The organism is Nocardia fodinahabitans, assembly GCF_052983615.1.
The window spans coordinates 2,887,495-2,907,065 of sequence record NZ_JBRJJC010000001.1; the positions used below are offsets into that span (position 1 = coordinate 2,887,495).

At 70.3% G+C, this 19,571-nt stretch carries 18 protein-coding genes; 8 read left to right on the plus strand and 10 right to left on the minus strand.

Features of this window, described 5'->3' with window-relative positions; genetic code table 11:
* Window positions 1-253 precede the first annotated feature (253 nt).
* The 5 genes from NV348_RS13510 to thiO all read right to left on the minus strand — a co-directional run bounded on the left by NV348_RS13510 (window position 254) and on the right by thiO (window position 4,086).
* Window positions 254-1,012, minus strand: a complete 759-nt coding sequence (locus NV348_RS13510; protein WP_447147250.1) for an ABC-2 transporter permease family protein — start codon at window positions 1,010-1,012, stop codon at window positions 254-256.
* Complete coding sequence (locus NV348_RS13515; protein WP_355274513.1) at window positions 1,012-1,944, minus strand: ABC transporter ATP-binding protein; 933 nt, start codon at window positions 1,942-1,944, stop codon at window positions 1,012-1,014. The genes NV348_RS13510 and NV348_RS13515 overlap by 1 nt, the downstream gene beginning before the upstream one ends.
* Window positions 1,945-2,037: 93 nt before the next feature.
* Complete coding sequence (locus NV348_RS13520) at window positions 2,038-2,799, minus strand: thiazole synthase (RefSeq protein WP_447147251.1); 762 nt, start codon at window positions 2,797-2,799, stop codon at window positions 2,038-2,040.
* Window positions 2,792-3,007 (minus strand): sulfur carrier protein ThiS, encoded by a 216-nt coding sequence (gene thiS / locus NV348_RS13525; protein ID WP_447147252.1) that lies wholly within the window; start codon window positions 3,005-3,007, stop codon window positions 2,792-2,794. Before thiS ends, NV348_RS13520 begins: the two co-directional genes overlap by 8 nt.
* Entirely contained in the window at window positions 3,004-4,086 is a 1,083-nt protein-coding gene (gene thiO / locus NV348_RS13530; RefSeq protein WP_447147253.1) for a glycine oxidase ThiO, read from the minus strand. Before thiO ends, thiS begins: the two co-directional genes overlap by 4 nt.
* A gap of 79 nt (window positions 4,087-4,165) precedes the next feature.
* On the opposite strand from thiO, the gene thiE reads away from it, so the two are divergent.
* The gene (gene thiE / locus NV348_RS13535) at window positions 4,166-4,870 is read left to right on the plus strand and encodes a thiamine phosphate synthase (RefSeq protein WP_447147254.1); all 705 of its coding nucleotides are present in this window, start codon (window positions 4,166-4,168) and stop codon (window positions 4,868-4,870) included.
* Window positions 4,871-4,876: 6 nt separating this feature from the next.
* On the opposite strand, the gene NV348_RS13540 is transcribed toward thiE, so the two are convergent.
* Window positions 4,877-5,506 carry an NUDIX hydrolase gene (locus tag NV348_RS13540; RefSeq protein ID WP_447147255.1) on the minus strand — a complete coding sequence of 210 codons (630 nt, stop codon included), beginning with the start codon at window positions 5,504-5,506 and terminating at the stop codon, window positions 4,877-4,879.
* Window positions 5,507-5,635: 129 nt separating this feature from the next.
* On the opposite strand from NV348_RS13540, the gene NV348_RS13545 reads away from it, so the two are divergent.
* Genes NV348_RS13545 through NV348_RS13555 form a run of 3 tightly spaced genes read left to right on the plus strand, consistent with a single transcriptional unit; the run spans window position 5,636 to window position 10,580 of the window.
* Entirely contained in the window at window positions 5,636-7,117 is a 1,482-nt protein-coding gene (locus NV348_RS13545) for a GlnX family signal transduction membrane protein (protein WP_447147256.1), read from the plus strand.
* Complete coding sequence (locus tag NV348_RS13550; protein ID WP_447147257.1) at window positions 7,114-8,076, plus strand: glutamate ABC transporter substrate-binding protein; 963 nt, start codon at window positions 7,114-7,116, stop codon at window positions 8,074-8,076. The genes NV348_RS13545 and NV348_RS13550 overlap by 4 nt, the downstream gene beginning before the upstream one ends.
* 5 nt (window positions 8,077-8,081) lie before the next feature.
* A complete protein-coding gene (locus NV348_RS13555) occupies window positions 8,082-10,580 on the plus strand; it encodes a serine/threonine-protein kinase PknG (RefSeq protein WP_447147258.1) in 2,499 nt (832 codons plus the stop codon).
* Here the strand turns inward: NV348_RS13555 and NV348_RS13560 are convergent.
* Window positions 10,577-11,779: an acetate kinase gene (locus NV348_RS13560; protein WP_447147259.1), complete on the minus strand. Its 1,203-nt coding sequence runs from the start codon at window positions 11,777-11,779 to the stop codon at window positions 10,577-10,579. The two genes, NV348_RS13555 and NV348_RS13560, sit on opposite strands and share 4 nt — an antisense overlap.
* The gene (pta, locus tag NV348_RS13565) at window positions 11,776-13,854 is read right to left on the minus strand and encodes a phosphate acetyltransferase (RefSeq protein ID WP_447147260.1); all 2,079 of its coding nucleotides are present in this window, start codon (window positions 13,852-13,854) and stop codon (window positions 11,776-11,778) included. The genes NV348_RS13560 and pta overlap by 4 nt, the downstream gene beginning before the upstream one ends.
* Before the next feature lie 74 nt (window positions 13,855-13,928).
* Here pta and NV348_RS13570 point away from each other — a divergent pair, with 74 nt between their 5' ends.
* Together NV348_RS13570 and NV348_RS13575 are read left to right on the plus strand one after the other, a co-directional pair.
* Entirely contained in the window at window positions 13,929-14,435 is a 507-nt protein-coding gene (locus NV348_RS13570) for a nitroreductase/quinone reductase family protein (protein ID WP_447147261.1), read from the plus strand.
* Between the two features lie 78 nt (window positions 14,436-14,513).
* Window positions 14,514-14,897: a MerR family transcriptional regulator gene (locus NV348_RS13575; RefSeq protein ID WP_447147262.1), complete on the plus strand. Its 384-nt coding sequence runs from the start codon at window positions 14,514-14,516 to the stop codon at window positions 14,895-14,897.
* A 98-nt stretch (window positions 14,898-14,995) separates the two neighbouring features.
* On the opposite strand, the gene fgd is transcribed toward NV348_RS13575, so the two are convergent.
* Entirely contained in the window at window positions 14,996-16,006 is a 1,011-nt protein-coding gene (gene fgd, locus NV348_RS13580) for a glucose-6-phosphate dehydrogenase (coenzyme-F420) (protein ID WP_447147263.1), read from the minus strand.
* Between the two features lie 165 nt (window positions 16,007-16,171).
* Here fgd and NV348_RS13585 point away from each other — a divergent pair, with 165 nt between their 5' ends.
* Together NV348_RS13585 and NV348_RS13590 are read left to right on the plus strand one after the other, a co-directional pair.
* Window positions 16,172-16,930: an HAD-IIA family hydrolase gene (locus NV348_RS13585; protein ID WP_387161426.1), complete on the plus strand. Its 759-nt coding sequence runs from the start codon at window positions 16,172-16,174 to the stop codon at window positions 16,928-16,930.
* An 88-nt stretch (window positions 16,931-17,018) separates the two neighbouring features.
* Entirely contained in the window at window positions 17,019-18,110 is a 1,092-nt protein-coding gene (locus tag NV348_RS13590) for an LLM class flavin-dependent oxidoreductase (protein ID WP_447147264.1), read from the plus strand.
* Window positions 18,111-18,139: 29 nt separating this feature from the next.
* On the opposite strand, the gene NV348_RS13595 is transcribed toward NV348_RS13590, so the two are convergent.
* The gene (locus NV348_RS13595; RefSeq protein ID WP_280188929.1) at window positions 18,140-19,378 is read right to left on the minus strand and encodes an IS110 family RNA-guided transposase; all 1,239 of its coding nucleotides are present in this window, start codon (window positions 19,376-19,378) and stop codon (window positions 18,140-18,142) included.
* Window positions 19,379-19,571: the final 193 nt, after the last annotated feature.

The following is a 19,571-nucleotide window of genomic DNA, read 5'->3' on the forward strand; positions in this document are numbered from 1 at the left end:
GGCATCCTCGACGTCCGGCTTGTCGGACTGCGCACTCTCGGTGGGCTCCAACGGGATAACCACCTCCGAGGCAGCGTCACGCCGCCGCGGATCCACCCCGCCAGAAGGCGTTTCACTCACGCCCAGATCGTAGCTGATCCGCCCCGCACCCCGGTCCGGCCGAAGGAGCGGAGAGGTGGGGTTAGCCCCGGCGTCCGGGCAGCGGACGCCGGGGCTGATCCCGGGCATCTGCGAGGGCAGCCCGGGACGTCTGTCAGGCGTCTCGGCGGTTGATCATCACCAAGGCACCGGCGAACACGATCGCCACGAAGACGGCGAAGTAGATCAGACTGCCCCAGACGCCCCAGTGCCAGTTGCCCGAGACGTCCTCGACGGTCAGGAAGCGATTGGCATTCTGGAACGGCAGGAACGGTTTGACAGTACGGCCGAAGCTGCCGAACGCGCCGAGCAGCCCCTCCAGGAGCAGGGACCACAGCACGATCAGCGAGATCGCGGCGGCGGACTGACGCACCAGCACACCGACGCCGATGGCCAGCACCACACACAGGAAAGCGTAGATCGGAATGCCGTAGATGGCCCGCCAGTTGCCGTCGAGCACCAGTTCGGGCGCCTCGTCACCGACGAACAGCTTGGCCACCACGAAGGCGATCAGCGCGAGCACGCCGGTCAGCACCGCCGCGTACACGCCGACCAGACCGGCCTTGGACAGCACCACCTTCAAGCGGTTCGGTACCGCGAGGAAGCTGGCACGGATGACGCCGAAGCGGTATTCGCTGGTGACCGTCAGCGCGGCCATGATCATCAGCACCATCACGCCGAAACCGGAGACACCGGAGACGACCACGCTCGGGGTGAGCAGCGTCGGCACATCCCCCGGCTGGGTGTTCTCGGCCTTGGTGACCAGGGCGATCAGCACGGCCAGGCCGATACCGAGGAGAACCACGATCGCCGAGCACCACCAGGGCGACCGGGTCGAGGTGAGCTTGATTCGTTCCGCAGCGAGCACGCCCATCAGAGCGCACCTCCCATCACCTGGTCGAGGCCCGCACCGTGGTACTCCACGGCGCCGCCGGTCATCCGCATGAACGCCTCCTCGAGCGACGCCTGCTGCGGCGCCAGCTCGTAGAGCGTGACGTTGTTGGTGCCTGCCACCTTGCCGACCTCGTCGCTGGTCACCCCGGCCACGATCAGCGCGGCGTCGCCCTCTTCCCGCACGGTCATGCCGTGCGAGGTGAGCAGGCTGCGCAGCTGATCCAGCTGCGGGCTGCGGACCCGGACCGACTGCTCGGAGGCGCGGTCGATGAAGTCCTTGGTGGTGGTGTCGGCGATGAGCTGACCACGGCCGATGACGATCAGGTGCTCGGCGGTCTGGGCCATCTCCGAGAGCAGATGACTCGACACCAGCACGGTGCGCCCCTCGGCGGCCAGGCGCTGCATGAAGCGGCGGATCCAGAGGATGCCCTCGGGGTCGAGGCCGTTGACCGGCTCGTCGAACAGCAGCACCTTCGGATCGCCGAGCAGCGCGCCCGCCAGGCCGAGCCGCTGCGACATACCCAGCGAGAAGCCGCCGGCGTTCTTACCCGCCACCTCGGACAGGCCGACCAGCCGCAGCACCTCCTCGACCCGCGACTTGGGGAGGTCGTTGGACGCGGCCAGCCACTCCAGGTGCGCGCGTGCCGAACGGTTCGGATGCACCCACTTGGCATCCAGCAGCGCGCCGACCTGCGTGAGCGGACGCTCCAGATCCTCGTAGCGTTTGCCATCGATCAGCGCGGTGCCCGAGGTCGGCCGGTCCAGGCCGAGGATCATCCGCATGGTCGTCGATTTACCGGCACCGTTGGGTCCGAGGAACCCCGTCACCTGTCCGGGATGGACGGTGAACGAGAGGTCCTGCACCGCGACGGTCTGGCCGAATTGCTTCGTCAGGCCCTTCAGCTCGATCATGCGCCCCAGCTTGCCGCACGAAGACGGCGAGCGCGTCGCCGTGAGGTCGCGAGTCGGGTCATCCTCGAGGATGACCCGACCCTGAGACAGCGACTACCGGGCTGGGGAGGAAGCCTGAGCCCAGAATCGTTTGGGGATACGGCCCGCCTCGCGGGCGAGGTAGCCGGCGCGGACGGCGGCGGCCATCGCCGAGGCCATCAGTTCGGGTTCGCGGGCTCGGGTGACGGCGGTGGCCAGCAGCACCGCCGAGCAGCCGAGTTCCATGGCCAGCGCGGCGTCGCTGGCGGTGCCGATGCCCGCGTCGAGGATGACGGGCACGCCCGCGGCGGCCACGATCATCTCGATGTTGTGCGGGTTGCCGATGCCGAGGCCGGTGCCGATCGGGGAACCGAGGGGCATCACCGCGGCGCAGCCCGCGTCCTCGAGCCGCCGGGCCAGGACCGGGTCGTCGTTGGTGTAGGGCAGGACGACGAAACCGGCGTCGACCAGCTGTTCGGCGGCGTCGAGCAGCTCGAACGGATCGGGCAGCAGGGTGCGCTCGTCGGCGACGACCTCGAGTTTGACCCAGTTGGTCTCCAGCGCCTCGCGCGCCAGCTGCGCGGTGAGCACCGCCTCGGCGGCGGTGCGACAGCCCGCGGTGTTGGGCAGCAGGGTGATGTCGAGGCGCTTCAGCAGGTCCAGCACACCGGTGCCGCCCGCGGCGTCGACCCGGCGCATGGCGACGGTGGTGAGCTCGGTGCCCGAGGCGATCAGGGCCTCTTCGAGGACGGCCAGGTTCTCGGCGCCGCCGGTGCCCATGACCAGGCGCGAGCCGAACTCCTTGTCCGCGATGCGCAGCGGCGCGGGCTCAGCCACCCTGCACCGCCGTCAGCACCTCGATGGTCCAGCCGCGACCGACCGGCTCGTCCCAGCGCGACTTCGGGAACACCGCGCCGTCGACCGCCAGCGCCACGCCCTGACACGGCAATTCGAGCCTGGTCAGCAATTCGCGGATGCTGAGCGGCTCGGGGAACTCGTGGTCGACACCGTTGACGGTGACGCCGATCGGGATGGTCGAGGTCATCGAACTCCTCCTGGGGACAGCTGCAGCGCCGGAAAGCGTTGCGGTGATGCGATTTCCGCGATCGCGGGCGACTCGTCGTCGAGCAGTCCGGGGACGAGGGTCGCGGTGAGCGCGAGGGTGAGCATGCCGTTGCGGCCGTGGCCGGTGGCGGCGACGACCCGGTCGTCGAGCGCGCCGACCAGCGGCAGGTTGTCGGGGGTGCCCGGCCGCGAGCCCGCGTTCGCTTCGGCCAGTTCGTATTCCGCGATGCCGGGCAGGATGGCCTCGGCGTCGGCGATCAGGTCGCGGACCCCGCCGACGGTGACCGCGGTATCGAATCCGGCCTCGTATTGGGTCGCGCCGACGACGATTCCGTCCGCGCGCGGCACCAGATACACCTGCCGTCCGTGCACCCTGGCCCGGATCACCCGGCTCGGCGCCGGACGCACGCCGGGCCGGTGCCGCAACCGCAGGATCTCGCCCTTGACCGGGCGCACCGGCAGTCCCGGCCACAGGTCGGCGGAGTGCGCGCCCGCGGCGAGCACGATCCGGTCGTGCGGCAGATCGGCGAGCGCGACAACAGCTTCGGCCCGGATCTCGACCCCGGCGCCCGCGCAGGCGGCGCGCAGAGCGGTCAGCACCCGGCGATTGTCGACGGCCGGTTCGGTGGTGGCCAGCAGACCGGCGCGCACGGTGCGGGCCAGCGCGGGTTCGAGCGCGCGCACCCCGGCCCGGTCGAGGATCTTCAGGTCGTGGCCGAATTCGGCGAGCCAGTCGGCGACGGTGCGCAGGTCGGCGGCGTCGGCGCCGTCGAGGGCGACGGTCAGCGTCTCGTCGGCGACGAACACCGACTCACCGGTGATCGCGCGCAATCGCTCGGCGAAGGCGGGCCAGGCGGCCAGCGCGGCGGCGCCGAAGGCCAGCACCCGATCCTCCCCCGGCCAGCCCTCCGACAGCGGCGCGAGCATGCCGCCCGCCACGAAGGACGCGCCCGAGCCGGGCGCGGGATCGAAGACGGTGACGGTCCAGCCCGCCTCGGCGGCCTGCCATGCGACGGCGAGTCCGACGGCGCCGCCGCCAACGACCGCCAGAGTTCGCATCACGTTCCACCTGTCTTTTTCCGCCTACCGAGCGCCTCGGCGTTCGCGTCTCCACGGTAGCGCGACTACCGTCGACACTGTGCAGCCCTCCCATCCGAATCGTTCCGTCCCGCCCAGGGAGCGCCTGTCGAACGCGCTGCTGTATCTGTGCACCGACGCGCGCCGGGAGAAGGGCGATCTGGCCCGTTTCGTCGATGCCGCGCTGGCCGGTGGCGTCGACATCGTCCAGCTCCGCGACAAGGGGTCGCCCGGCGAGGCCGAGTTCGGCCCACTGGAGGCCAAGGCCGAGCTGGGCGCGCTCGCCGAGATCAAGGCGGCGACCCGCAGGCACGGCGCGCTGCTCGCGGTGAACGATCGCGCCGACATCGCGCTGGCCGCGGGCGCCGACGTCCTGCATCTCGGGCAGGGCGATCTACCGCCCGCCTACGCGCGCCGCATGCTCGGCCCCGATGTCGTCATCGGCCGGTCGAGCCACAATCGGGCCCAGGCCGGGCTGGCGGCGATCGACGGCCATCTCGACTACTTCTGCACCGGTCCGATCTGGACGACGCCGACCAAGCCTGGTCGCCAGGCCGCAGGCATCGACCTGGTGCGATCCACCGCCGACGCGCATCCGACGATGCCGTGGTTCGCGATCGGCGGCATCGACGCGGAACGGCTGCCGGAGGTGCTCGCCGCCGGTGCGCGGCGGATCGTCGTGGTCCGCGCGATCACCGCGGCCGACGATCCGGAGACCGCGGCGCGGGAGCTCAAGCAGGCGCTGGTCGCCGCGACGGCCGAGTAGCGCGACTCAGGTCAGCAGGCTGGTCAAGGCCGCGGCCAGGTCATCGGCCGGGTCCGGACCGATGGTCACCTCGTCGCCGGGTCCGTCCAGCGCGTGCAGCCAGAAGAACCCGCGATCGGCGAGTTCGACGGTCCGTGGCAGGTCGGTGACCGGTTCGGCGGCGAAGCGCAGGCGCAACGGCACCGCGCGCAGGTCGAGCCAGGCTGCGGCGAAACCCGGGTGCAGCGGGAGGTCGTCGACCTCGTCCTCGGCCACCCAGACCAGCTCGGAGCTCTCCTTGTTGGCGATGGTGGGCAGCGGGAACTCGGCGTCGGCCACCACCGTGGTGTAGGTCCAGCCGCTCGGCGCGGTCATCGTCAGCCGTTCGGCGCGCACCCGCAGCGCGTCGGCGGTGATGCCCGCCTCCTCCCAGGCTTCCCGGACCGCGGCGTGTTCGGCGCTCTCGTGGGAATCCCGCGCGCCGCCCGGGATCGCCCAGGTACCGCCCTGATGACTCCACGGCGCGCGGTGCTGTAGCAGCACCGCCGACCCGCCCCGGGGCAGCGGCGCGCGCAGCAACAAACCCGCCGCACCGTACTTGCCCCAGTGCCGAACCCCGCCCGGACTGTCCGACCAGCCGTCTCCGTCACCGCGCATCCAATACTCTTTCTTCCGTAGCAGCCGAGCAGCAACCGCTTCGGGGGTGTCTGAGGGGCTGCGCCACCGGTAGGACCACAATAAACTCCGCACCACGAGGGGTGCGCGGACAGCACGGGGAGGTGAACGATGGTCGAACCCGGGAATCGCGATGCCTCGACCGAGGTCGCGGCCGTTCGTTCCGGCCCGTCGCCGCAGGCCACGCCGGGTGCGCAGGGCTCGGTGGCGGCTCCGGCCGAGCCGGCGAGGGGTCGACGTGCCGCATTGCGGAAACCGGCGATCGTCGTCGACCGGCCGCCCGCGCCGGATGTGAAGGCCCTGCGTGCGCAGTTTCATCCCGCCCGGTTGCGCGGCTTCGTGCAGTCCTCGCCGGGGCGGCTCGTGGCTGCCGGTCTGGTGCTGATGGTGCTGTGCGTCACTGCGGGCGCGGTGACTTCGACGACCGTCAGCGACCGCCAGCAAGCTCTCGGCGTCCTGCTCGACGACACCGAACCCGACGCCCACTCGGCCAATCACCTCTACACCTCGCTCTCGATCGCCGACGCCGCCGCGGGCACCGCGTTCATCGCGGGCGGGCTCGAGCCCCAGGCCGTGCGCGACCGCTACACCCAGGCCATCGGTGAGGCCGCCGCCGAACTGGTGACCCAGGCCGGGCACATCTCCGTCGAGGAAGCCGCCGACCCGTCGGGCACCGATCGCACACTGCGCACCGGCATCGCGACCGGGCTGCCCGTCTACACCGGCCTGATCGAGACCGCGCGCGCCAACAACCGCAACGGCTACCCGGTCGGCGCCGCTTACCTCAGCGAGGCCTCGCACCAGATGCAGACGGCCCTGCTGCCGATGGCCGAGGAACTGGAGAGCCACCGGCTCGACGCGGTCACCGCCGCCCAGCACCGGCACGTGCTGCCGCCGTGGCCCGCGATCGTGCTGCTGATGGCGACGCTGGGCGCCCTGCTCTGGGTCCAGGTGGAGCTGGCCAAGCGCTCGCGGCGGGTGTTCAACATGGGTCTGCTGATCGGCACGGGCGCGCTCGCGCTGACGCTGGTGTGGACCGTGGCCGCGGGCTCGGTGTCGGCGGTGTCGATGATGCAATGCCGCGACCAGGGCGCCGTACCCGCCGCCCGGCTGGCCGAGAGCCGCATCCTGGTGCAGCAGGCCAGGTCGGCGGAGATGGTGAAGCTGGTACGCCGCGACGCCACCGGCGACTACGACCGCACCTTCGACACCAACACCACCCGGCTCACCGAGCTGCTCGCCGGCTACCCGCAGGACGCGCCCGCCCGCACCGAGGTCGCCGACGCCCGCACCGCGCTCGCCCGCTGGCAGTCCGCGCATCAGCGGATGAACGACACCCTCGCCCGCGGCGATTTCACCGGCGCGGCCGCGGTAGCCACCGGGCCGAGTGCCGCCGACGCGGCCGCCCAGGTCGACGCGATCGACCGCGCCCTCGACAAGGCCGCCGCGGCCACCAGGGACACCCTGCGCGACAAGGTCTCCCAGGCCATCGACGTGCTGACCTTCCTCGCCCCCGGCGCGTTCATCCTGGGCATCGTCGCGGCCGTGTGCGTCGGGCTGGGCCTGTGGCCGCGACTGCGGGAGTACCGATGAGGCGCGGGCGGATCGCCGCGGCGCTGCTGCTCACGGCGGCGGCGCTGCTCGGCGGCTGCGCCGACAGCACCCCGGCGCCGGACGACCGCAGCGTCTACTCCGAACCGCCGCTGCCGGCCAAGGCGATCCCGATCGGCACCGACACCCCGGTGCCGGCCCGCAGCGGCGAGCAGTGCGGCGACCCGACGGCCAGCCTGCGCCCCAGCACCTCGCGCGGTCCGACGATCGATGCCATCCGCGCCCGCGGCAGGCTGATCGTCGGCCTCGACGCGGGCAGCAACCTGTTCAGCTTCCGCGACCCGCTGACCGGCCGGATCGTCGGCTTCGACGCCGATATCGCCCGCGAGATCGCCCGCGACCTGCTCGGCAACCCGGATCTGATCGAATACCGCAGTCTCGCTTCGGAAGAACGCGAACGGGCACTGCAGGACCACACCGTCGACCTGATCGCCAAGACGATGACGATCACCTGCGAGCGCCGCCAGCGGGTGGCGTTCTCCACCGTGTACCTGCGCGCCGACCAGCGGGTGCTCGCGGTGAAGAACTCCGGCATCAACGGCCTGGCCGACCTGGCGGGCAAGCGGGTGTGCGTGGTGCGCGGCACCACCTCGCTCGACCACATCCGCCGCGACCAGCCCGCCGCCACCATCCTGACGGTGCCGACCTGGGCGGACTGCCTGGTGGTGCTGCAGCAGCGCCAGGTCGACGCGGTGAGCACCGACGACTCGATCCTGGCCGGTCTGGCCGCCCAGGACCCCTACACCGAGGTCGTCGGCGAGAGCATCAGCCCTGAGCCGTACGGCATCGGCATCCCGAAGGGCGACGACGACCTGGTCCGCTTCGTCAACGCCACCCTGGAGCGCATCCGCAACGACGGCACCTGGGTGCGCATCCACCGCCGCTGGCTCGCCTCCCTCGGGGAGACGCCGAGCCCGCCCGCTCCGACATACCAGGACTGATCGTCATGACCACACCGACGAACGGCGAACCGGCGCAGGAAGATCCGGAGCGCCACGAACCGACCCAGCTGACCCACCGCCCCGAGGGCGCACTGCCGGGCGGCTGGACGCTGCCGCCCGCACCGCCCGACGACGAGACCATGCCGCTGCCGGTCCAGGCGCCGCACGCGCCCACCGAGATCGCGGCCGGCAGATCCGCCGAACCGGATCAGCCACCGCCCACCCAGCGCGCCGGCGGACGACGCGGCACCGAGGCCTCCCGCGCGGTGACCGAACCACCCGGCACCCAGGCCGCCCCCGCCCGCACCGGATCCGGCGACCTCGCCTGGCCGTCCGGCGCGCAGACCGGGCCGAGCACGTCCAGGTCCGGTCGCAGTGTGCGCACCGCCAGGTCGCGCCCCACTCGCAGGCTCGGCGCCGGCCTGGTGCCGATCCCGACCGTCACCCCCGCCGACCCACGCGCGGCGGTATTGGCCGACCCGGTGGTCTCGGAGGGCAGGCGGTTCTGCTGGCGCTGTGGCGACCCGGTCGGCCGATCGACCCCGACGCACGCCGGGACCTCGGCCGGTCAGTGCGGCACCTGCGGCGCCGCCTACGATTTCCGGCCGTCACTGCACGAGGGCGACATGGTCGCCGGGCAGTACGAGATCCAGGGCTGTATCGCCCACGGTGGCCTCGGCTGGATCTACCTGGCCATCGACCGCAATGTCAGCGACCGGTGGGTGGTGCTCAAGGGCCTGCTGCACGCCGGTGACGCCGAGGCGCAGGCCGTCGCGGTGGCCGAGCGGCAGTTCCTGGCCGAAGTGGCGCATCCGAGCATCGTCAAGATCCACAACTTCGTCGAGCACACGGCGGCCGACGGGTCGAGCACCGGTTACATCGTCATGGAATACGTCGGCGGTCATTCGCTGCGTGACATCCTCGACGCCAGGCCCCCCGGTGAGCGGATGCCGCTGGCCGAGGCCATCGCCTACGTGCTGGAGATCCTGCCCGCGCTGGACCACCTGCACTCGATCGGGCTGACCTACAACGACCTCAAGCCCGACAATGTGATGGTCACCGAGGACCAGGTGAAGCTGATCGACCTGGGCGCGGTCGCCACCATCGAGGCCTACGGAAATCTCTACGGCACCAAGGGTTTCCAAGCCCCCGAGATCGCCAGGACCGGCCCCACCCCCGCCTCCGACGTCCACACGGTCGGGCGCACGCTGGCCGCGCTCACCCTCGCATTGCCCAGCGAGCACGGCCGCTACCTCGACGGCATCCCCGATCCCGCCGACGAGCCGCTGCTGGCCCGCTACGAGTTCTTCCACCGGTTCCTGCTCACCGCCACCGACCCCGATCCGGCCCGGCGGTTTCCGACGGCGCGGGCGATGTCGGCCCAGCTCGCGGGCGTGCTGCGGGAGATCCTGGCCTACGACACCGGCGCCGAACATCCCCAGCTGTCCACCGTGTTCAGTCCCCAGCGCACCAGCTTCGGCACCGAGGAACTGATCAGCCAGACCGACGCCTACCTCGACGGCGTCGGCCGCTCGCCGCTGCTGGACTCCGGCGATGTGGTCGCCGCGCTGCCGATTCCGCTGATCGACCCGGCCGATCCGTCGGCGCCGCTGTTGGCGTCGACGGCGAACCTGGAACCGGAGCGGGTACTGGAGGCGCTACACGAGGCCCGCGAACGGGCCGAGGCCGATCCGGAAAACGCGCCGGAAACGCTGGCGGGCGAGCTGGTCTTCGCCGAGGCGCGGGCCCGGCTCGAACTCGGCGAATCGGCCGCGGTACTGCATCTGCTCGATCGGGTCCCCGGCGAATCCGATTGGCGCGCCGACTGGTTCACCGGCCAGGCCCACCTGCTCGAACTCGACTACGAGGCCGCCTTCGCCGCCTTCGAGGCGGTGCTGCGGGTACTGCCCGGCGAGATCGCGCCCAAGCTGGCGCTGGCCGCCACCGCGGAACTGATTCTGCAGCACTGGGATTCCGACGCCCCCGAACAGTGGCGGGCCTTTGCCGAGCGCTACTACGACACCGTGTGGCGCACCGACCGCGCGGTGGTGAGTGCCGCCTTCGGCCTGGCCAGGCAGCTGGCGGTGGCGGGCCGGGTCGGCGAGGCGGTGCACGCCCTCGACGACGTCCCCGCGGCCTCGCGGCACTTCACCACCGCCCAGACCACGGCGATCCTGTTGCTGCTCACCAGCGCTCCGGTCGCCCAGCTCGACGAGCAGGTGCTGCGCCTGGCCGCCTCCCGCGCCCAGTCCATCCCGCCGGGCGAACACCGGTCCACCCTCATGCGCACCCTGGTGCAGGGCACGGCACTGGCCTGGCTGCAGGCCGGTAACACGCCGAAACGCAAGGACGCCAAGCTGTTCGGCCGCCCCTTCGACGAACGCGATCTGCGCGACGGCACCGAGACCGGGCTGCGCGCGCTGGCCCGCAACGCGCCGGACCGCGCGCACCGCTACGCCCTGGTCGACCTGGCCAACTCGCTGCGCGCCAAGTCCTGGTTCTAAGCAGGCCCGCCGGCCAGCGCGTGCGCGGCCCTGGCGATCGCGAGTTCCTCGTTGGTCGGCACCACCAGCACGTGCACCGGCGCGAACTCCGGCGAGATGTGCCGGATGCCAGGGGTCCTGGTCTCGTTGCGGACCGGGTCGACCTCGATGCCGAGGTTCTGTAGCCCCGCCAGCGCGTCCGCGCGCACCGACGCACTGTTCTCGCCGACGCCCGCGGTGAAGATGATGCTGTCGACACCGCCGAGTTCCACCAGGTACGCACCCAGATAGCGGCGCAGGCGGTGGATGTAGACGTCGTAGGCCAGCTTCGCGGCGGCGTCGCCGTTGTCGATGAGCTGCTGCAGCTCGCGGAAATCGTTCACCCCGGACAGGCCCTTGATCCCGGAATTGCGGTTGAGCAGCTGCTCGACCGCGGGCAGGTCCAGCCCGGCGACATTCATCAGGTGCGGCATGATTCCGGGGTCGAGATCACCCGGCCTGGTGCCCATCACGAGACCTTCCAGCGGGGTCATGCCCATGGAGGTATCGACCGCGACGCCACCGGCCACGGCCGAGGCCGACGCCCCGTTGCCGAGGTGGAAGACGATCTGGTTCAGTTCCTCGACGGGCCTGCCCAGGAATTCGGCTGCCTTGGCGGACACGTACTGGTGCGAGGTGCCGTGGAAGCCGTACTTGCGGATACCGTGCGCGGCAGCCATTTTCGCGTCGATCGCGTAGGTCTTGGCCGCCTCGGGCATGGCATGGAAGAAGGCGGTGTCGAACACCGCGACCTCCGGGATGCCGGGCAGCAGTTCCCTGGTCGACTCGATGCCGATCACATTGGCCGGATTGTGCAGCGGCGCCAGCACCGACAGCTCGTCGATGATGCGCAGGACCTCGTCGGTGATCAGCGTCGGCTGCCAGAACACCTCGCCGCCGTGCACCACCCGGTGCCCGACCGCGCCGATGCCGATCGTGGTCAGGTCGATGCCGGTCTCCCGGAACATCTCGAACGCCCGGCGCAGACCCGCTCGGTGATCGGCGATGACGCCCTCGTGCACCAGCTCGCGGTCGCCGCACTCGTGCACGATCCGGCCGCCGTGCGACTCACCGATCTTCTCCACCAGCCCGGCGGCCAGCACGTCGGCCGAGTCGGGGTGCAGCAGTTGGTATTTGATCGAGGAGGAGCCGCAGTTCAGCACCAGCACCAAGTCGCTCACGCGTCTTCTCCCTGCGCCTGGATGGCGGTGATCGCCACCGTGTTCACGATGTCGGCGACCAGCGCGCCGCGCGAGAGGTCGTTGACGGGCTTGCGCAGACCCTGCAGCACCGGACCGATCGCGACCGCGCCCGCACTGCGCTGCACGGCCTTGTAGGTGTTGTTGCCGGTGTTGAGGTCGGGGAACACGAAAACCGTTGCCCGCCCAGCTACCTCGGAGTCCGGCAGTTTGGTGCTGGCCACCGTCGGCTCGATCGCCGCGTCGTACTGGATCGGGCCCTCCACCGGCAGCTGCGGCGCGCGTTCGCGCACGAGTTCGGTGGCGACCCGGACCTTGTCGACATCGGCACCGGACCCCGAGGACCCGGTCGAGTACGACAGCATCGCCACCCGCGGATCGATCCCGAACCGGGCGGCGGTGCCCGCCGAGGAGATCGCGATATCGGACAGCTGCTCCGAGGTGGGGTCGGGCACCACCGCGCAGTCCCCGTAGGCGAGCACGCGGTCGGCCAGGCACATCAGGAAGACGCTCGACACCGTGGCGACGCCGGGCACCGTCTTGATGATCTCGAAGGAGGGCCGAATGGTGTGCGCGGTGGTGTGCGCGGCGCCGGAGACCATGCCGTCGGCGATCCCCTTGTAGACCATCATCGTGCCGAAATACGAGATGTCGGCCATGGTTTCGCGAGCGCGCTCGAGCGTCATGCCCTTGTGTTTGCGCAATTCGGTGTAATCGGCGGCGAACTCGTCGAGGTAGCCGGAGGTGCGCGGATCGAGGACCTGCGCGGCGGCGATGTCGACGCCGAGTTCGGCGGCGCGGGCTCGTACGGCGGTCTCGTCGCCGAGGATGGTGAGGTCGGCGATCTTGCGCTGCAGCACCCGGCCCGCGGCGCGCAGGATGCGGTCGTCGTCGCCCTCGGGCAGCACGATCCGCTTGCGATCGGCCCTGGCCCGCTCGATCAGCTGGTACTCGAACATCTGCGGGGTGACCACGTTCGACGGCGGTACCTGGATGCGCCGCAGCAGCTCCGGCGCGTCGACGCGCTCCTCCATCAGCGCCAGCGCCGTGTCCACCTTGAGCGGGCTGCCCGCCCACATCCGGCCGCGGGTGCGGTGCACCGCGCTGGCGGTGTCGTAGGTGCCGAGTTCGGTGGTGAGGATCGGCAGTTTGGGTTGCAGGCCCTCCATCAGGCGCGCGATCGCCGGATGCGGGCGGATGCCGCCGTTCATGATGACACCGGCCAGCGACGGAAAGCCCGCCGCCTCATGGGCGTTCACCACGCTGAGCAGAACATCGGAGCGGTCGCCCGGGGCGATCACGACCACCCCGTCGGATAGTCGTTCCAGGATGTGCTCGGCGGTCATGCCACCGACCAGGATCCGCAGCGCCTCGCGCTGCAGCAGTTCCGGGTCGCCGCTGTAGATCTCGCCGTCGATGGCCCCGCACAGCTCGCCCATGGTCGGCGCCATCAGCAGCGGCACCTCGGGCAGCGTCCAGAACGGCACGTCGAAACCGGCCAGCGCGGTACCGATCTCGTCGATCCCGTCCGGCGCACACCGGTTGGCGACGACCGCGACCAGCTGGGCGTGCTCGGCCGCCAGTTCGGTCGAACACAGCTCCACCAGTTGCTTGACCTCGGTGGGCGTGCGGTCGGCGCCGCGCACCACCAGCAACACCGGCGCGCCCAGGTTCACCGCGATGCGGGCGTTGTAGCGCAGCTCGCTGGGGCTGGCGACATCGGTGTAGTCACTGCCGACGATCACCACCGCGTCGCACGCCTTGGCGACGCCGTGGAACCGCATCACGATCTCGCTGATCGCGGCGTCGGGGTCGCGGTGCACGTCCTCGTAGGTGACGCCGACGGCCTGCTCGTAGTCGATATCGGCGGTGCTGTGCTCGAGCAGCAGTTCGAGGATGTAGTCGGGCTCGGTGGTCGAGCGGGTGATCGGGCGGAACACCCCGACGCGCGCGGTGGTCGCGCACAACATCTGGAGCACGCCCAGCGCCACCGTGGATTTTCCGGTGTCACCCTCGGGTGAAGCGATGTACACGGTGGATGTGGCAGGTTCGACCATGGTCGCGAGCTTAGTTAATCGACGGCGATTCGGGGGTTCGGTGTGGCGCGATCGGCCGCGTTATAGTCCGGCCCATGACATCGCAGTTCCCGGATCGGCAGTGGGGTTCGCGCACCAATCTCCTGTCCCGCGCCGCCAATCGTTTCGCCGCGACGAAGCCGGGTTCCTGGCTGATCCGGACCGTGACTCCGCTGGACCGGGCCCTGCTCGAGCGGACCGACGCCAAGTACACCGTGCTCGGCCCGATCGGGGCACCGGTGATCCTGCTGACCACGACCGGCCGCAAGTCCGGCGCGCAGCGCACCCAGCCGCTGCTCTACGTGCACGACGGCGACACCCTGTACGTGGTCGGCTCCAACTTCGGACAGGAGCACCATCCGGCGTGGACGGGGAACCTGCTGGCGAACCCGGCGGCCACCGTGGCCATCGCGGGCGAACGCATCCCCGTCGTCGCCACCCCGGTGCCCGAGGCGGACAAGGAAGCCCTCTTCGCCCGCTTCATCGAGATCACCGGCGCCTACGCGGCCTACCGCGACCGGACCACGCGCGACCTGCGCATGTTCGCGCTGCGCCGGGCATAGCGCGGACCGCGGCGGCGTTCTTGCCTTGACACCGGCGGCAAGGTCTACCTTGACGGCCACGGTCATCGAGGAGGTCGCATGCTGATCGGCGAACTGGCCGCGCGCACCGGTTCCAGCGCTCGCGCGCTGCGCTACTACGAGCAGCACGGGCTGGTCGAACCGCGCCGCGACGGCAACGGCTACCGGATCTACGACGAGGTCGAATTGCGCGTCGTCCGCAAGATCCACGCCCTGCGCACCGTCGGTTTCGAACTGGCCGACATGCACCCGTTCGTCGCCTGCCTGCGGGCCGGCGACGGCTCGGGCGACGGCTGCCCCGACTCCGTCGAGGAGCTGCGCCGCAAACTCGACGAGGTCGACGCGGCCACCCGGCGCCTCGCCGCGATCCGCACCCAGCTGGCCGCCCAGCTCGCCGGCGCCCTCGCCGCCGAACCCGGCGACCCCGCCTGTTCGCTGCGCTGACCCACGTCGAATTCCGCTGTCCCGATGGATCACTCACTCGACACCGCCCGGGTCATCCGGCGCGCAGCCGAATCACCCGGGCGGGTGTGCGCAGGCGGTCAGCCCAGGGCGCGCAGGCGCGGTGCCAGGTCGCGCTTGAACAGGTCGAGGAAGCGCAGCTGGTCGTGGCCGGGGGCGTGGAAGACCAGGTGGTTGAGGCCCGCGTCCAGGTACGGCTTGATCTGGGCGACGGCCTCGTCGGGATCGCTGGCCACGATCCAGCGCTTGGCGACCTGCTCGATCGGCAGCGCGTCGGCGGCGGCTTCCATCTCGATCGGGTCGGTGATGTCGTGCTTCTGCTCGGCGCTCAGCGACAGCGGTGCCCAGAAGCGTGTGTTCTGCAGCGCCAGTTCGGGATCGGTGTCGTAGGAGATCTTGATCTCGATCATCTTGTCGATGTCGGCGACGTCACGCTCGACCTTGGCCGCGCCCTCGGCGACGGCGGGCAGCAGCTTCTCGGTGTAGAGGTCCATGCCCTTGCCCGAGGTGCAGATGAAACCGTCGCCAGCGCGACCGGCGTAGCGGGCCACGACCGGGCCGCCCGCGGCGATGTAGACGGGGATGCCGCCCTTGGGCACGTCGTAGATGGAGGCGCCGACGGTGTGGTAGTACTCGCCGTCGAAATCGGTGCGCTCGCCGGTCCACAGCGCGCGCATCAGCGATACCGCCTCGCGCAGCCGGGCGAACCGCTCCTTGAAGTCGGGCCATTCGCCCTTGTAGCCGGTGGCGATCTCGTTGAGCGCCTCACCGGTGCCGACCCCGAGCATGACCCGGCCCGGGTACAGACAGCCGAAGGTCGCGAAGGACTGGGCGATCACCGCCGGGTTGTAGCGGAAGGTAGGGGTGAGCACGGAGGTGCCGAGCATGATGCGCTCGGTGCGCTCGCCGGTAGCGGCCAGCCAGGCCAGCGAGAACGGCGCGTGCCCGCCGTTGTGCCGCCACGGCTGGAAGTGATCACTGACAGTCGCGCTGTCGAGCCCGTGTTCCTCGGCGGCCACCGCCAGCTCGACTAGCTCACGCGGCCCGAACTGCTCTGCCGATGCCTTGTATCCGAGCTTGAGATCAACCATCTCAGCCACTCCTGTCGTTCGCTTCGTCGCGGCCCCTGCCGCATCGACACTAACCAACACCGCCGCCGGCTTCTCCGGTAGCGGCGGCTCGCACCGCCGCGGGTTTTAGCGGATGATTAGCTGGTGACCGCCAAGGATGAGCAGATCTTGTCGTACCTGACCGATATGGACGGCGTGCTGGTGCACGAGGATCAACTGATCCCGGGCGCCGACGAATTCCTCGCCGAGCTGCGCGACAACGAGATCCCGTTCCTGGTCCTCACCAACAATTCGATCCGCACCCCGCGCGATCTGCAGGCCCGGCTGCGCCAGACCGGCCTGGACATCCCCGAGGAGTCCATCTGGACCTCGGCGCTGGCCACCGCCACCTTCCTCGACGACCAGCGCCCCAACGGCACCGCCTACGTCGTCGGCGAGTCCGGCCTGACCACCGCGCTGCACGAGATCGGCTATGTCCTCACCGATGTCGACCCCGACTATGTGGTCCTCGGCGAGACCCGTACGTATTCGTTCGAGGCGATCACCACCGCGATCCGCCTGATCGACCGCGGCGCCCGCTTCATCGCCACCAACCCCGACGCGACCGGCCCGTCCCGCGACGGCGTCCTGCCCGCGACCGGCTCGGTCGCCGCCCTGATCACCCATGCCACCGGCAAGGACCCGTACTACGTCGGCAAGCCGAACCCGCTGATGATGCGCTCGGCCCTGCGCCGCATCGGCGCCCACTCCCAGACCACGGTGATGATCGGCGACCGCATGGACACCGACGTCATCTCCGGCCTGGAAGCCGGTCTGCGCACGATCCTGGTCACCTCGGGCATCTCCACCAAGACCTCGGTCGAGAAGTACCCCTTCCGCCCCACCCTGGTCGTCGACTCGGTCGCCGACCTGATCGGCCGCACCCGCACCCCCTTCCCGGAATAGCCGCATGTGAGCTGCCTCACAGCGGAATAGGTTTCCGCTCTCGCTGGTTATAGTTGCCATGGCAACCAAAGCGAGTCGAGGAGGGCCCGTGCAGTTCGGAATCTTCACCGTGGGCGACGTGACCACCGACCCCACCAACGGCCGCACCCCCACCGAGGCCGAGCGGATCAAGGCGATGGTCGCGATCGCGCAGAAGGCCGAGGAGGTGGGGCTCGACGTGTTCGCGATGGGCGAGCACCACAATCCGCCCTTCGTGCCGTCCTCGCCGACCACCATGCTCGGCTACCTCGCGGGCCGCACCGACAAGATCATGCTGTCCACCGCCACCACGCTGATCACCACGAACGACCCGGTCAAGATCGCCGAGGACTTCGCGATGCTGCAGCACCTGGCCGACGGCCGGGTCGACCTGATGCTCGGGCGCGGCAACACCGGCCCGGTCTACCCGTGGTTCGGCAAGGACATCCGCGACGGCATCCCGCTCGCGATCGAGAACTACCACCTGCTGCACCGGCTCTGGCGCGAGGACGTCGTCGACTGGGAGGGCAAGTTCCGCACGCCGCTACAGTCGTTCACCTCCACCCCGCGCCCGCTCGACGACGTCCCGCCGTTCGTCTGGCACGGCTCCATCCGTAGCCCGGAGATCGCCGAGCAGGCCGCGTACTACGGTGACGGCTTCTTCGCCAACCACATCTTCTGGCCCACCGACCACTTCCAGCGGCTGATCGAGCTGTACCGCCGCCGCTACGAGCACTACGGCCACGGCAGCGCCGACCAGGCCATCGTCGGCCTCGGTGGGCAGGTGTTCCTGCGCAAGAACTCCCAGGACGCGATCCGCGAGTTCCGGCCCTACTTCGACAACGCGCCCGTCTACGGACACGGCCCGTCGCTGGAGGAATTCACCGAGCAGACCCCGCTCACCGTGGGCAGCCCGGAGCAGGTCATCGAGAAGACGCTCACCTTCCGCGAGCACTTCGGTGACTACCAGCGCCAGCTGTTCCTGGTCGACCACGCCGGGCTGCCATTGAAGACGGTGCTCGAACAGCTCGACCTGCTCGGCGAGGAAGTGATTCCGGTGCTGCGCAAGGAATTCGCCGCCGGACGTCCCGCGCACGTGCCGGACGCGCCGACCCACGCATCCCTGCTCGCCGCCAAGACCACCACGGAGGTGACCGCATGACACCCTCTGTGTCAACCCAAGGTTTGGAATCAGGCCGCTGTGGCGGTGTGCAGGTGTGGTTGCGCGCCGTTGTGGCGTGCCGGGTCGTAGGGTGTGTTGGTCTGCCAGCAGCGCCAGATGACGCGCACCCAGGCGCGAGCCAGGACGCGCACGGCGTGGGGGTGGTCCTTGCCGGAGGCGCGGGCTCGCCGGTAGACCTCTGCCGCCCACGGGTTTTGGTGGCGGGAGTTGTCGGCGAAGGTGGTGATCGCCACCCGCAGGCGTTTGTTGCAGGCCCACCGGAAATGCACCGCCCGGTGTTTGCCCGAGGCTTTGGTGACCGGCACCAGCCCGGCGAGCGCGGCGACGGCTTCCGGGCTGGTGAATGCGGCGCGGGCGTCGCCCCATTCGGCGAGGATCTGGGCGGCGTTGACGGTCCCGGCGCGGGGGAACGACGCGAACACCTCACCGTCGGGGTGTTCGGCCAGGTGCGCGGCGACCGACCGATCGAGATCCTTGATCGCGGTGCCGAGCGCGGTCAGGACGGTGACGTGGGCGATGACCGCGTCACGCAACGCCTCGGTAAGCGCGGGACCGGTGACCCCGGCCGGAGCTGCCCGGAGCCTGTCGAGCAGGGCCTGTGGGCTGCGGCGGCCGCAGTAGCCGTGTTTGACGCAGAAAGCGGCCATCCGTTTCACACCCAGGTGCGCGGCAGCGGCCGGGGTCGGGTAGCGGGTGAGGAACGCCAGGCTGATCGGGCTGGTGAGGTCAGCGAAGATCTCCTTCGCGCCGGGCCAGTGCGCGTCCAGCAGCGCCGCCAGCTGGTTGCCGGCGGCCACCCGGGCTTCGACCAGGTCCGAACGGGTGCGCGAGACGGTGCGCAATGCCTTGGTCTCGTCGCTGTAAGGCGTTGCGGGACGCAGTTTCCTGGCACGCAGCCGCAGGTATTCGGCGATCACTTCGGCGTCACCGGCATCGGACTTCGCGCCCGAGATCACCTCACCGTCGCGCCAGGTTTTGATCGCGTTCGGTTTGACCGGCACCACAGGATGCCCCGCTTCCAGCAAGGCGTCGACCAGCCGGCCGTCCGGGCGTTCGATCGCGATCGGCACCCCGGATGGATCATCGGCGAGCCTGTCCAGCTTCGCGGCCAGCGCGGCGAACCCGGCGGCTGTGTGCTCGACGGTGAACGCCGCTACCTTCCGGCCCGTCGAGTCCAGCACGCACACCGCGTGAACCTTTGCCGCCCAATCGATCCCGACGAAGAACAACGCTTCGACCAAAGACAACACGAACGCCTTTCACCACCCGATCCCGAGCAGGGACGCGACGGGCGTGGAACCGGCTGCCGAGTGGTCACTCACCGGCGCTGCCGGACGCATCCCTCTGTTGTCGGTCGGCCGATTCCGAGGAGCCGGGGGCGGCAGTGTCATGCAAGCCCTCCAAGGGCGACCACATCGGGCCGTCACCCCGGCTCCCGTC